Genomic DNA, 13,801 nt, shown 5'->3' on the forward strand with positions numbered 1-13,801 from the left:
CTAAACGCTTGTTTGCGTTTCTTGCTTGAACGACTTGTTCCGCCGCGTATTGGCGGTCGGCTCAGGCGGCGTCAACCGCCGGATATCTCTCCGCCATGTGATTGTCGAAGGCCGCCCCCATCGCCTCGGTCGAAGGCACAAGGCCGGTGAACAATTCGAAGGCGTCCGCGGCCTGGTAGATCGCGAGCTCGCGGCCGAGCAGGACCTGAGCGCCCTTGGCCCTGGCGGCTTTCAGCAGCGGAGTCCAGAGCGGAGAATAGACCGCGTCGGCGACCCAGAGGTCGGCACGCAGCAAGTGATCCGGCACCGGCGTACCGCGGTTCGGCAGCATCCCGATCGGTGTGCCGTTGACGACAGCCACCGCTCCCTGAAGCGCGTCTTCGACGCTGTCGACGACAGTCACCGTGGTGCCGGCAGGCAGCAGGCTCGCGAGCTTCGCGGCGCGCGCCCGCTCGGTGTCATAGATTCGCAGCCCAGCGACTTTGAGGTTCGCAAGTGCGAAGGCAATCGCCTTGCCGACTCCGCCGGCCCCGATCAGCGCCACGACGCCGCGATGGCTCTGGCTGACCAGCGGCGCCACCGCGCGCTCGAAGCCGGTGGTATCGGTGTTGTGGCCGATCAGCCGGCCGTCGCGGACGACGACGGTATTCACGGCGCCCATCGCCGCCGCCTTCGGCGCCAACTCGTCGAGCAGCTCGACCACGGCTTCCTTGTAGGGATAGGTCACGTTGACGCCGGCAAAGCCGAGCCGGCGCACGCCCTCCAGCAGCATCGCCAGTCCGGCACGATCCGCGCCGGCGACCTCGATCAGCTGATAATGGCAGCGCACGCCGAGCGCCGCCGCGGCGTGCTCGTGCATGGCGGGAGAGGCCGAATGCGCGATCGGGGCACCGATCAAGCCGGTCAGGAATTTTCGGGCTTTGAGCGCGGAAAGATCAGGCACGTTCGCTTTTGTCTCTTGCTGCTGTGACGTGCGAGCGCCGCACGCGCGGATTTCGTTGCAGACGATAGCGCGTCCGCTCGCTAACACAATTACTCAAATATCGGCTGAACCTAACATCATGTTATTTTTTGCCGCCACCGGATTTCGCCGGTTTGGCCACCTGACGTCGGCCGGGCTCCAGCGCGCGCATCTCCGCGCGCAAGCAGTCGATGAAGTGTTCGGCGTAGAGCGACAGCGGCGTACCGCGCTTGACCGCGATGTAGGTGTCGAACCGCGTCGGCTCGGCGATCTTGATCAACTCAATGCCGGGATAGCCGCCATGCGCGACCGTGAACTGGTCGATCACAGCGATGCCGAGCCCGGCCTTCACCAGCGCGCAGACTGTGGTGCCAAAGCGCGCCTTGATCGAGATATTGTAGCTGAGTTTGTTGCGCGCGAAGATCTCGGCCATGATCCGGCCGTAGGGGTCGTTGGGATCGATGCCGATCAGCGGATAGCGCGTCATCTCGGCAGCCGAGACCTGTTTGCGGCCGGCGAGCTCGTGTCCCGGCGGCACGATGCAGAACAATTCGCCTGAGGCCAGCGGCAGGAATTCGAGCCCGGAATGATCGAGCCGGTAGCTCATCGCCACGCACTCGCCCTTTCCCAGCATCAGATAGTCGATCGCCTCCTCGATCTTGAGGATGTTGATGTCGATGCCCAAATCAGGATAGCGGCGGCGGACGCGCTCGATCGCGCGCGGCACCATCACCTGGGAGATGCTGGGCACCGAGCCGACGCGCAGTTCCGACAGCGCGCCACGGCCGATGTTGGAGATGATGTAGCTGAGATCGTCGACCTTCTCGTAGACGCTGTTGATCTGCTCGAAGATGTTCTGCGCCTCGGGCGTCGGGAAGTAGCGGCCGTTCTGGCGCTGGAAGAAGCGGATGCCGAGCGAGCGCTCGGTGTATTTCACCAGACGGCTGACGCCCGGTGCCGACACCTTTAGCAGGCGCGCGGCGCCGTTGATGGTGCCCGTCACCATGACCGCGCGAATGACCTCGACCTGTCGCAAGGTCATCATCGGCGCGGTCTCCGCACGCCGTCAGCCGGCATCATGGACTGCCCGGCGGCGTCAGCACGACCGGCGGACGCGGCACCGGCCGTGGGCGCGGCGGCAGCGCACCCGGCGCGGGCTTGATCTCGACCGGCGGCGGCAAGGGCGCGACCTGCGGCTGGCTCGATGCCATCGGTGCCGCCGGCTGAGGCGCAGGGGCGGGAGCCGAGAGCGGCGGGGTCAGCGGCGGCACGACGGCGCGCGGACCACCGAGCTTGGTGCGCGGCTCGCGCCGCGGATCACGACCGGGCAGCGGCACGTCGGCCGCGCTCGGTGCCGCCGGGCCAGCCTCGGGTGCACCGGGCAGCGACGCCGTCGACGACGGATAGGCCGGCGGCACCTCGCCGCGCGCGATCGCATCCAGCCGCCGCGTCTCGCGATCGATGGCACGCACCGCCAGCCACGACGACAGCGAGGTGACGTCGACCGCGCGCGTCAGCGCCTCGGACGTCCCGACCACGAACAGCTGGATCTCGGGACGGCTATTGGCATTGCCGACCGTGCTCGTGCTCAGGCTGACGCGAATGTCGGCCTGATCGGCCGGAATGTCGAAGCCACCGGAGACGATGGCACGGGCGCCCTGCGCTTCGAGCGTGGTGGCGCCGACACGCAGCCGGCCATCGCGGATGATGAAGGGGATCTGCGCAGCCGTGACCGGCAACGTCCCCGATGCCAGCACCGGCTCGATCACCTGCCGCAACTTGCCGTCGTCGCTCACCTGGCCTGCGTCGGCCGCGCGCAACGCCGCATCGAACGCCCGCGGGTCGAGATTGGGGAGCGCCGCATTGTCAAGCGTCACCGTGCCATTGCCCGAGAGCGCATTGATCATTGCCTGCACGCTGCGTCCTTCGGCGGCGAGCGTCATCTGCGCCGAAACCTTGCCGGCCGGCATCTTCAGGCTGTGATAGCGTAGCGCGTTGCCGTCAATGCCGGCCAACTCGACGCGGCCGTTCAGGACGAGACCATTCGCGTTGGAGCGCGCATCCACGGTCGCGTTGACGTCGCCGCCGCCGAGCTTGCCCTTGAGATTCTCGATGGTCAGCGACTGGCCGTCGCTCTTGATGGCGCCGCCCAGCGGACGCAGATCAGTGCCGTTCAGAATGGCGCCGCTGAGGGCCTGAAACGAGACGCGTCCGCGCCATCCCTTCAAGAGACCGGCGCCCAAAGGCTCGGCCGACTCACGCCCGGCCCCGCCGATCAGCACCGAGAACACTTGCGGCACGTCGAGCGCATCCAGCCCGAGTTCGCCGTCGATCTGCTTGTCGTCATCGAGCACCAGCGCGAGCCGGCCACGCAGCCGCGATCCGCCGACCGTGCTGTCGATGTCGTCGAGCGTCACGCGATTGTTGGAAAGACCAAGACGGCCGAACAGCCGGATGTTCTGCGCCGCCGGATCCTGCGGCTTCAATCCGAACAACGGCGACAGGTTGGCGCTGCGCAGGCGCAGATTGACGTTGGCCTTGGCGGTGTCGCCCCAGGGATCGACGGAGCCTTGCGCATCGCCATCGAGACCGGCGCCTGACAGCTTCGCATTCACCCGCAGCGGCGTCCGCCAGCTGCCGGTCACGCTGGCGTCGAACTGGGCCGGACCGTTGCCCGCCGCCGCGACGCGATCGAGTCCGAGCAGCGCCAGCACGGCACTGCCCTGCTCCGACGACACCCGGCTCTCGATTCCAAGCTCGGTTCGATCGATCGCATCGAGCTCGAAGCTGCGCAGCGCCGCCGCCGACGGTTTTGCCGTCAGCGTCGCCGAGCCCTTGAGTTGCGGCGCGTCGAGATCGAGCACCGCCTTGGCCTGGCTGCGATCGGCATTGGCCGGATCCTTGGCGAGATCGAGCGTGAGCTTCAGCCGGGCGGCACCGGCAGGCGTGCCGAGCGCATCGAAGCGGGCGGCGATCTGCGGCGCCAGCGGCTGCACCAGCGCAGTGATCTCCTTGAGCGAGCCGGCCATCGAGGTCACCACCAGCCGCCCGGTTGCATCGGCGCGATCGAACCGGCCGGAGCCCTCGCTCGTCACGCCGCTGCTTTGGCCGAACTTGATCTGGTCGATGGCGATGGTCTTGGGATCGTAGGAAAAGCGCGCGGTGAGCGGACGCAGCTCCTGGCCGCTGAGCTTGGCGCGGCCGACGTCCAGCGCCACGCTGGCCTCCGCCGGCCACTCGCCGGTAACGCCGACCAGCGAACGGGTCACGGCCATCGCCGCGTCGAGATCGAGCCGATCGCCCTTCAGCACCGCCTCGAAACGCGAGCCCGGCCCCGCTGGCCGGTTGACGAGGGCGACGCGTCCATCAACGGAGCCGCCGTCGATGTCGGCCTTGAGGCTGTCGATCGCGACCCGCTCCGGCGCCACGTTGAGGTCGCCACGCAGCCGCAGCGGACGCTGCGTGCGATAGCTGCTGTCGCTGCGGCCCTGCAGCCAGGCCACCAGCGTGTCGGGCTCCGACGATTCGAGATCAAGCGCGCCGGTGAAGCCCGATGTGACCGAGGTCGAGATGCCGATGGTCCGGAAGGTCAGCCGTGTCGAGCCGGGCGCGCGCAGATCGACCTTTTCGAGGCTCCATGCCGAAGGCTCGTTGTGGAGGTCGGCAGTAAAGTTCTGCACCGGGCGGCCGGAAAGCATGATCTGCTCGGTCGCGAACTGCACGTTGGCCGGCATCGGCAGGGTCGGCAGTTGTGCGATCCAATTGCGCAGCGCCGGCAGCACCAGCGCGGGCGCGATCGCCCGTCGATCCTTGATGTCGTCACCGCCGGCCAGGAGCTTGTCGGCATCGAGCTGGCGTGCGGACAGTGAGGCTTTCAGCACGGGGGCGGCGCCGAAACGGACGTCGCCGCTGCCCGCGAATTTGAGCGAGCGATCCTCCTGGCCGAAGCTGACCTCGATCTGGTCGAGCTTGGCCGACGCCTGGTCGCCGACGATCTTGGTGGCGATGCGCCAAGGCGTCGCGCCGGCCTGGTTCAGCGGACCCGCCTTGGCCTGTTGAGCCTGCTTTGCGGATGGCTCCTTCACGGGCTGGGCGGGCTTGTCGTTGTCGGCGCCCTGCTCCTTCGGGGGCGACGACAGCGTCAGCGCGCCCTCGAACTTCGGCGAGCGGTTGGGGAAGCTGATGAGGCCTTCGATGTCGGCCATCACGGGACGCTCGCCCGGGTCGATGTTGAGGTGGACGCGCAGGCCGTTGGAGTCCTTGTCCTGGCTCGACGACACCCGGAACGGGTAGCGGCCGCCGCGGATCGACACCGCGCCATCGCCGCGCAGCGAACCGGCCAGCGAACGCACGTCGCCGGAGAAGACGATGTCGGTCAGTTCCAGCGTCGAGCGGCTGGCCGCGTCGTGCAGCGCGACACGGCCGGTGAGGTTGAGCCGGTCGATGGCGAGCGCGGCCAGATCGAAGCGGCCGGAGGCTGCCGGCAGGTCGACCTGACCCTTGGCATCGAGGCCGAGATCGGCCGCCATGCCGCCGATGGTGAGCTCGTTCGCCCGCCACTGCCCCCGCATGAGGTCGCCGAGGCTGAATTCGACGTCGAGCTTGTCGGCGCGCAGCTTGCCGAGGTGGTTGGCGCCGCCGAAGGTGACCTGGCGCAGCCGCAGCGTCGGCGTCGGCAAAAGCCGTGCGTCCAGCGCACCGGCGACCCGCACGGGCACGCCAATGATCTTGCCCGCCTCGGCCTCGAACTGCGGCCGGAACTGGTTCCAGTCGACGAAGTACGGGCCGATCAGCGCAGCAAGGAGCGCAAGGATGAAGGCAATCGCCAAGCCGAGCAGGGTCGTCTGCACGGGGTCTCCCTCAAAGGACAACGCTCCGGCGTCCCAACCTTAAAACCAATGCGGCCGCGGCCCACTGGCATCGATACCGGAGCGCTGCATCATATAGGATTAAGTATGGCGAAGTCACAGCGCTGTCGGTCTTTCCGGGGCGTTGGACAACTCCGTTGACGAAGATGGTTACCAGTGGGCCGGCAGCCGTTTGAGGCCGCGCAGCACGAAGGTCGGCCGCCAGTCCGGGTTGTCCGGATCGTCCAGCTTCAGCTCCGGCAGCCGCCGCAGCAGGGTTCCGATGGCGATCTCGGCCTCGATCCGGGCAAGCTGCGCGCCCAGGCAATGATGGATGCCGCCGCCGAACGACAGCGGCTTCACGTTTGGCCTGGTGATATCGAGCTGCTCCGGATTGTCCGGATACACGGCGGGATCGCGGTTGGCCGAGCCGAGCAGACACAGCACGCTCTCGCCCGCAGGAATCCGCCGGCCGCCGAGATCCTCGATATCCTCGAGCGCGACCCGCCCGGTGAGCTGCACCGAGGAATCGTAGCGCAGGAATTCCTCGATCGCGTTCGTGATCAGCTCCGGCCGCGCCTTCAAGAGCGCCAGCTGCTCCGGGTTGCGGTGCAGCGCCAGCAGGCCGTTGCCGATCAGGTTGACCGTGGTCTCGTGTCCCGCGCCGAACAGCAGGATGATGTTGGCGGTGAGTTCCTCATGGCTGAGCTTGGCACCGTCCTCCTCGGCCTGCAGCAGCTGCGTCGTCAGGTCGTCGCCCGGATGTTTCCGGCGCAGCTCGAACAGGTGCTGGAAGTACGCCTTGGACACGGCATTGCCGGCGTTGCCCTCGGCAATCTCGGCCTTGGACAGCGGCACCGGCTCGAGCAGGCGGCCGCCCTCGCGCGAGCTCTTGTAGAATGCCTCGCGATGCTCCTCGGGAATCCCAAGCATGTCGCAGATCACGGTGACGGGCAGCTTGAAGGCGAAATCCTCGATCAGATCCATCCGGCCCTGCGGGATCACCGCGTCGAGCGTGCGGTCGACGATCTCCTGGATGCGCGGCCGCATGTCCTCGACCCGCCGCGCCGTGAACGCCTTCACGACGAGGCCGCGCAGCCGGGTGTGGTCCGGCGGGTCCTGCTGCAGCATCCAATGCCGCATGCTCTGGAACACCGGCTCCTGCATGATGTCGGGGCCGTAGCGCCGGATCGAACGCGCGACGAAGTCCTTCCCGAAGCGCTTGTCGCGCAGCACCAGGCTCGATTCCGCGTGCCGGCTGGCGAGGAACGCCCCGAACGGCGTCACATGCATCGGATCGTTGTCGCGCAGTTGCGCATAGAAGGGATAGGGATCGCGGATGAACTCCGGCGAAAGCGGATTGAACAGCGGCGCGGCCTTGGCGGCCTGGACATGCTCGTTCATGGCGTTCCTCTCCCTGGATTGGCCGATTAGCTCACGGCCGCGGCGCTATGGCAAGTCGGCCCCGATCACACATCATGCCGCCGCCCCCGCCGTCTTTAACCTGTGCAACTGGCCGGCGACGAGGCGGACCCGGCGTGGGGCCGCGATCCAGATCGCCGCTGCCGAGACGAAGGCGCCGAGGAAGGCGATCACGAAGCCTGGCGTGTAGCTCAGGGTGTAGTCATACAGCACGCCGGTCACCCACGGCCCCGCTGCGCCGCCGCACAGCCCGATCAACATCAGCGTTCCGAAGATGCTGCCGAAATGCGCCCCCTGGAATATTTCCAGCGCGACCGCGCCCATCACCGAGGTCAGGCCGTAGCCCAGCGCGCCCTGCGTCGCCACCATGACGTAGATCAGCACCAGCGACGGCGCGGCCTTGAGCGCGATCAGCGCGGCGAAGCAGATCGCGAAGCCGAGACAGCCTAATCCCCACACCGCCTCGCGCCCCAGGCGGTCCGACAGGTGGCCGAGCGCGATCTGGCCGGGAATCCCGAGCAGGCTGACGGCCCCGAGCGCCCACACCGCGACGCTCGAGCTGAAGCCGATCTCGAGCAGGTATTTCGTCTGGTGCACCTGCACCGCGTACCAGACATAGAGCCCGAAGAAATAGCCCAGCGCGAGCCACCAGAACCGGCCCGTGCGCAGCGCGCGCGACAACGTCCAGTCGGTGCCGGCCCAGGCGGCGTCGACGACGTTGGACACCGGCTTGGCCGCGTGGGCGAGCGGCGCGGCGTCGCCGTCGGGGCGCAGGCCGATCTCCTCCGGCTTCTTGCGCAGCAAGAGATTGATCGGCGCCAGCACGACCAGCACGACGATGCCCATCGCGGTGCAGGCCGTGCGCCAGTTGGTCTGCGCGATCATGTGCTGCACCCACGGCAACAGCGTCATCGAGCCGATGCCGACGCCGGCGAAGGCGATGCCGATCGCCAGCCCGCGGCGGCGAATGAACCAGTTCGGCAGGAACAGGGACTGGCCGGAATAGCCAAGGCAGACGCTGCCGGCGCCGACCATCACGCCGATGGTGAGGTACAGATGCCAGGGCTGCGTGGTCAGCGGCGCGAGCAGGAGACCGCCGGCCATCAGCACGACGCCGAGCTCCATTACGGCCCGCGGGCCGGTGCGATCCATCAGCCGTCCGATCAGCGGACTGACGATTCCGGAGGCAACGAAGCCGAACGAGAACGCGCCGGCGGTGACGCCGCGGTCCCAGCCGAATTCGGCGAGAACAGGCGGATAGAACAGCGAGAACGCGGTGCGCGCATTGACGCCGACGGCCATCGTCACGAAGGTCACGGCGACGATGACCCAGCCATAATAGAAGGGTAGGCGCATTGTTGTTGTTTCACTCCCTGGTGCATCCTTCGCATCATCTGCATGCGGAGGGGTCAAGGTTTTTCTACGCCGCGCCATCCCGTGTCAGTTACCTCCGAGGTCATGTGTGCGGCGCACCTTTGGGAACGCTGGCCTCTCCTCCGTCATTGCGAGCGCAGCGAAGCAATCCAGGGCTGTGGACGGGACTCTCGATTGCTTCGCTGTGCTCGCAATGACGACGCTGAGATATCTCGCGCTCATCGAACAGACCGACGCGCGTCTGCAATTCCGCGGCATGACATGCCCGGGCTGTGCAACGTCCGTTCACCCTCATCAATCAGGAGGGCGCAGGGAAGGCCGGGCGCTGGCCGCGCCCGTGGCCCGCCTGCTCAAAAAAATGCAGGCGGCAGGTACCACAGGTTCAGCCGAGATCGCCCGGCCCTCCCTGCGCGATGGTCTTCACGCTTATATGCAGGCTTCCTGGCGCTCGGCTTGTTGGCCGCCATGCGCGACAACGCGTTTCACGCGTTGCGCGGTGATACCAGCGTCGAGGTATCAGAACCCTGCAACTTCACGTCCGCAAGAGCTTCGTTCGTCCGCACATCGAAAGGACATGCTGCGAGTTCTCGCGGCCACCGCTCCCCGCCTCGCGTGTCGTGACGATCGCGCGCAACGCCCCTCCGCAAGTGAGGCGGGATGCGCGGAAGGATCGCGGTGATTTGCCCGACGACGCAAGCGAAATCGTCTGCGACAAAGTAACCCGTCGGGCAAAATGAGCCCGACGGGCAGATGCAGATCGAACTAACAAGTCAACGGCTCACGCCGCAGCCTTCGCCTCGTCTGCGCCGTGGAACGCATACACGTCCATGCGCAGCACGCCGTAATTGGCGCTGTTGTGCAGGCGCTCCACGCGGGCGCCCTCGCCAGCGGCGCCGAGCGCGGCGAACAGCGGCAGGAAGTGCTCGTCGGTCGGATGGTTGTCGCGCGCATGCGGGGCGAGACGGCGGTAGTTGACGAGATCATCGACGCGGCCCTCGATCGCGGCCTGGTGCACCCAGTCGGCGAAGTCGACCACCCAGGACGGCGCGGGATCGTCGATGTCGAGCCGGCGCTTGCGGAACTCGCCGAGATTGTGGGTGAAGCTGCCGCTGCCGATGATCAGCACGCCCTCCTCGCGCAGCGGCGCCAGCGCACGGCCGAGCGCGAGATGATGCGCAGGGCCCTGCTCGGTCTGGATCGAGAGCTGCAGCACCGGAATGTCGGCCTGCGGGTACATCAGGAGCAGCGGCACCCAGGCGCCGTGATCGAGGCCGCGCTCGCGGTCGATGCCGACCGGCAGGCCGGCCGCCTGCAACCGCGCCGCGACGGCCTGCGCGAGATCGGGCGCCCCCGGCGCGGGATAGCGCAACTGATAGAGCTCACGGGGAAAGCCGTAGAAGTCGTAGATGGTCTCGTTGGTGGCCACCGCATTGACGGCGGGGATGTCGGTCTCCCAATGCGCCGAGATCACCAGGATCGCCTTCGGCCGCGGCAGGCTGCCGCCGAGGCCGACGAGGAAGTCACGCGCGGCCGAATCCGTGAGCGGCAGCATCGGCGAACCATGCGACAGGAAGATGCTGGGCAGGGTCATGTCATCTCTCCTCGGGCGATATAGGGATGTCCACCTGTCAACCCAACCCACAGCCGTCGTCCCTGCGAAAGCAGGGACCCATACCGCGTGATCAGCATTTGAGGCAGGCTGCGCGTCGACCAGCGTGCTCGACCCAAGTCCGCTTGTGGTTATGGGTCCCCGCGTTCGCGGGGACGACACTGAGATTGTCGCGGCAGTCAACCAACCATGACGATCAGTGTGCGCTGCGGAGCTGACCGCCGGCAAGGCCACTGCGAAGGCTGCCCAGCGCATAGGCGCCGTCGCCGAGCAGGGCCTGGATCACCAGGGTGACGGCCCAGAACGCCGGATACTCCCAGCCGCCCTTCGGATTGTTGAAGAAGAACCCGGCAGAGCCATGCACGGTGAAGATGGCGCCGAGCAGGATCGGCACGGCGGCGAGCGCGACCCAGCGGGTGGCGATGCCGAGGATCAGGGCAATGCCGGCCAGGATCTCGGCGGCAATCACGAGATAGGCCAGCTCGGGCGGCAGGCCGATGCTGCCGAAGAACTTTGCGGTGCCGGCCGGGCTGAAGACGAACAGCTTGAGGCTGGCATGGGCCAGGAACAGCCCGCCGAGAGTGAGGCGGAGCAGGAGCGCGGCATAAGGCGCAGTACGGGAATCGATCATCGGGACCTCCGTGGGGACTTCCCGCCATATGGATCATTTCCCCTCAGACGATAATCCGCTACAATGGAAAATCAGTTCACACTCCAAGAGTGAGATGATCCAGTGTTGGACCGGCTGACCGGACTGGAGGTGCTCTCGAAGGTGGCCGGCTGCGGAAGCCTGTCGGGCGCGGCCCGCCTGCTCGGCATGTCGCCGACCATGGTGACAAAACACCTCGCGGCGCTGGAGACGCGACTCGGCACCAAGCTGTTTCACCGCACCACGCGCCGGCTGACCATCACCGAGGCCGGACGCCGCTATCTCGACCTTGCCGAGCGCGTGCTCGGCGACTTCGAGGCGGCCGAGAGCGCGATCGCGGCCGACCGCGTCGAGCCGCGCGGGCTGTTGCGCCTCAATGTCCCGCTCGCCTTCGGCACGCGCCAGATCGCGCCGCTGCTTGCCGGCTTCGCCGCGCTCCATCCCGGCGTCAGCGTCGAGCTCGGCCTCAACGACCGGCTCGTCGACCTGATCGAGGAAGGCTGGGATCTCGCGATCCGCATCGGCACGCTCAAGGACTCCAGCCTGGTGGCGCGGCGGCTCGCGCCATGCCGGATGATGGTCTGTGCCGCGCCGTCCTATCTCGCGGCGCAGGGGACACCGCGCACCACGGCCGATCTCGCCGGTCACAACTGCCTCGGCTACACGCTGGCGGCGGCCGGCCCGTCGCGCTGGCGCATGGGCGTCAAAGCCGCGGTCGATGTCACGGTGAGCGGCAATCTGCGCGCCAACAATGGCGATGCGCTGCTCGCCGCGGCGTTGGCCGGACAGGGCGTGATCTACCAGCCGACCTTCATCGTCGGCGACGACATCCGCGCGGGCCGGCTGGTGCCGCTGACGCTCGAGGTGCCGCCCTCGGACCTGCTGGCGGTGCATGCCGTCTATCTGCCGGACCGCACGCCATCGGCCAAGGTGCGCGCCTTCATCGACCACCTCGCCGCGGCGTTCGCGCCGGAGCCGCCCTGGGATCGCGATCTTGCGTGAGCGGACGAACACATCGACCGTGATGCGCTTGGAGACATCGACATGATCGAGCAACCACGCCACGACGGCAACCATCATTGGCCGATGCTCCGCTCCCTGCGAGGCTGGCGGATCAGCGCCCTGCCCGCCGATCTCGCCGCCGGATTGACGCTGGCGGCGATCGCGATCCCCGAGCAGATGGCGACCGCCAAGCTCGGCGGCTTCACGCCCGAGACCGGCTTCTTCGCCTTCATGGCGGGATCGCTGGGGTTCGCGCTGTTCGGCGCCAACCGCTTCCTGTCCTGCGGCGCCGATTCCACGATCACGCCGATCTTCGCCGGCGGCCTGGCGCTGCTCGCGGCCAGCGGCACGCTTGAATACGGCAGCCTCGCTGCGGCGCTGGCGCTGCTGGTCGGGGTCATGCTGGTGCTGGCCGGCGGCTTCAGGCTCGGCGGCATCGCCAACCTGCTGTCGGTGCCGGTCACCGTGGGCTTCCTGGCCGGCATCGCCGTTCACATCATCGTCTCGCAATTGCCGGGCGTGCTCGGCCTGCCGTCACCGAGCGGGCCAACGCTGGCGCGGATCGCCACCCTCGCGGGCGAACTCGGCAAGGCCAACGGGTACACGATGCTCATCGGCTTCGGCGTGCTCGCGACCATCACGGTCTGCGAGCGGATCAGCGCCCGCATTCCCGGCGCGCTGATTGCGCTTACGGCCTCGACCTTGTTCGTGCTCTCGGCCGGGCTGCGGGGACGCGGCGTGCCCGTCATCGGCGAGATCGCCGGCACGGTGCCGATGCCGTCCGTGCCGCTGATCGGGCCGGAACAATGGGCGAAGCTGGTTCCGCTCGCCTTCCTGATCGCGGTCGTGGTGATGGTGCAGACGTCGGCGACGACGCGCTCGTTCCCTTCCGATCCCGACCGCGCGGCCGACGTCGACCGCGACTTCCTCGGCGCCGGTGCCGGCAGCCTGCTGGCCGGATTGTTCGGCGCGTTTCCGGTCAATGCGAGTCCACCGCGCACCGGCATCGTGGTCGAGACCGGCGGCCGGTCGCAGGTCGCGGGCCTGCTCGCCGCTGGGATCGTGCTGCTGCTCGTGCTGTTCGGAGCCCGGCTGCTTGCGAACGTCCCGGAGGCAGCGCTCGGCGGCGTGCTGCTGTTCGTCGCGCTGCGCATCATCCGCGTCGCGCAGATCACAAGCGTCTATCGTGCGTCGAAGGGCGAGTTCCTGCTCATCCTGGCCACCGCGGTGGCCATCGTCGCACTGCCGATCGAGCAGGGCGTCGCGCTCGGCATCGCGCTGTCGCTGCTGCACGGCATCTGGAGCACGACGCGCGCCCACCTCATCGCCTTCCAGCGCGTGCCGGACACGACGATCTGGTGGCCGGCACATCCGCAGATCAAGGGCGAGGAACTGTCCGACATCGCCGTGGTCGGCTTCCAGGCCCCGCTCAGCTTCCTCAATGCAGCGACGTTCCGCGCCGACATGCAGCGCCTGCTGCGCAGCCGCAAGCCGCGGCTGGTGGTGTTCGAGGCCAGCGCCATCGTCGAGATCGATTTCACCGCCGCGCAGACCCTGCGCGACGTGATCCATATCTGCAACGAGGCCGGTATCGTGTTCGCGGTGGCGCGGCTGGAGTCGCTGCGGGCCCAGGCGGCCTTCGAACGGTTCGGCCTGTACGATGTGCTGCCCCGGGAGCGCGTGTTCCACAGCGTCGATCACGCGCTGCGGAAGCTGCGCAGCAGTGCCTCGGATGTGCACGCTTGAGGGAATGGCGGCACGAGCGCCGCCGTGGTCGACGACGACCCCGGCGGCAGGCGGACGCTTGCGCTCTGCGCAGTGACCTCGTGATACAAACCGTTACACGTTGCGGCGACGGTCGACATATGCCCGCTAAATTCATCGGGGAGACAACCGCCTCACGAGGCCCGGCGCGTCGGCCGCGGCGAGAGAGGAAT

The 13,801-nt window shown here is 67.7% G+C and carries 9 protein-coding genes; 2 read left to right on the forward strand and 7 right to left on the reverse strand.

The features are described 5' to 3' along the window. Window positions 1–61 precede the first annotated feature (61 nt). The 7 genes from ACQR0W_RS22340 to ACQR0W_RS22370 all read right to left on the reverse strand — a co-directional run bounded on the left by ACQR0W_RS22340 (window position 62) and on the right by ACQR0W_RS22370 (window position 10,844). On the reverse strand, window positions 62–943 hold the full coding sequence (locus tag ACQR0W_RS22340) for a shikimate dehydrogenase (protein WP_316169795.1): 882 nt from the start codon (window positions 941–943) through the stop codon (window positions 62–64). Window positions 944–1,064: 121 nt separating this feature from the next. Beyond that, window positions 1,065–2,006 carry a LysR family transcriptional regulator gene (locus ACQR0W_RS22345; RefSeq protein WP_315713383.1) on the reverse strand — a complete coding sequence of 314 codons (942 nt, stop codon included), beginning with the start codon at window positions 2,004–2,006 and terminating at the stop codon, window positions 1,065–1,067. Between the two features lie 31 nt (window positions 2,007–2,037). Continuing rightward, window positions 2,038–5,811 carry an AsmA family protein gene (locus tag ACQR0W_RS22350; RefSeq protein ID WP_315752463.1) on the reverse strand — a complete coding sequence of 1,258 codons (3,774 nt, stop codon included), beginning with the start codon at window positions 5,809–5,811 and terminating at the stop codon, window positions 2,038–2,040. A gap of 168 nt (window positions 5,812–5,979) precedes the next feature. Continuing rightward, the gene (locus ACQR0W_RS22355; protein ID WP_315713385.1) at window positions 5,980–7,212 is read right to left on the reverse strand and encodes a cytochrome P450; all 1,233 of its coding nucleotides are present in this window, start codon (window positions 7,210–7,212) and stop codon (window positions 5,980–5,982) included. A gap of 72 nt (window positions 7,213–7,284) precedes the next feature. Beyond that, window positions 7,285–8,586 (reverse strand): MFS transporter, encoded by a 1,302-nt coding sequence (locus ACQR0W_RS22360; protein WP_315825249.1) that lies wholly within the window; start codon window positions 8,584–8,586, stop codon window positions 7,285–7,287. Between the two features lie 796 nt (window positions 8,587–9,382). Further along, window positions 9,383–10,195 (reverse strand): DODA-type extradiol aromatic ring-opening family dioxygenase, encoded by an 813-nt coding sequence (locus ACQR0W_RS22365; RefSeq protein ID WP_316169797.1) that lies wholly within the window; start codon window positions 10,193–10,195, stop codon window positions 9,383–9,385. 214 nt (window positions 10,196–10,409) lie between these two features. Then, window positions 10,410–10,844: a DoxX family protein gene (locus ACQR0W_RS22370; RefSeq protein ID WP_315713388.1), complete on the reverse strand. Its 435-nt coding sequence runs from the start codon at window positions 10,842–10,844 to the stop codon at window positions 10,410–10,412. Window positions 10,845–10,946: 102 nt separating this feature from the next. Here ACQR0W_RS22370 and ACQR0W_RS22375 point away from each other — a divergent pair, with 102 nt between their 5' ends. Next, on the forward strand, window positions 10,947–11,864 hold the full coding sequence (locus ACQR0W_RS22375) for a LysR family transcriptional regulator (protein ID WP_316169798.1): 918 nt from the start codon (window positions 10,947–10,949) through the stop codon (window positions 11,862–11,864). Between the two features lie 42 nt (window positions 11,865–11,906). Then, window positions 11,907–13,610: a SulP family inorganic anion transporter gene (locus ACQR0W_RS22380; protein ID WP_316169799.1), complete on the forward strand. Its 1,704-nt coding sequence runs from the start codon at window positions 11,907–11,909 to the stop codon at window positions 13,608–13,610. Window positions 13,611–13,801 lie beyond the last annotated feature (191 nt).

This window comes from Bradyrhizobium sp. HKCCYLRH1034 (assembly GCF_051168375.1).
Taxonomy (GTDB): domain Bacteria; phylum Pseudomonadota; class Alphaproteobacteria; order Rhizobiales; family Xanthobacteraceae; genus Bradyrhizobium.

Excerpts from the sequence above, each read along its gene's own strand:
- ACQR0W_RS22380 (WP_316169799.1), top strand. The coding sequence starts at position 11,907 with ATGATCGAGCAACCACGCCACGACGGCAACCATCATTGGCCGATGCTC.
- ACQR0W_RS22355 (WP_315713385.1), bottom strand. The coding sequence starts at position 7,212 with ATGAACGAGCATGTCCAGGCCGCCAAGGCCGCGCCGCTGTTCAATCCG.
- ACQR0W_RS22365 (WP_316169797.1), bottom strand. The coding sequence starts at position 10,195 with ATGACCCTGCCCAGCATCTTCCTGTCGCATGGTTCGCCGATGCTGCCG.
- ACQR0W_RS22370 (WP_315713388.1), bottom strand. The coding sequence starts at position 10,844 with ATGATCGATTCCCGTACTGCGCCTTATGCCGCGCTCCTGCTCCGCCTC.
- ACQR0W_RS22360 (WP_315825249.1), bottom strand. The coding sequence starts at position 8,586 with ATGCGCCTACCCTTCTATTATGGCTGGGTCATCGTCGCCGTGACCTTC.
- ACQR0W_RS22345 (WP_315713383.1), bottom strand. The coding sequence starts at position 2,006 with ATGATGACCTTGCGACAGGTCGAGGTCATTCGCGCGGTCATGGTGACG.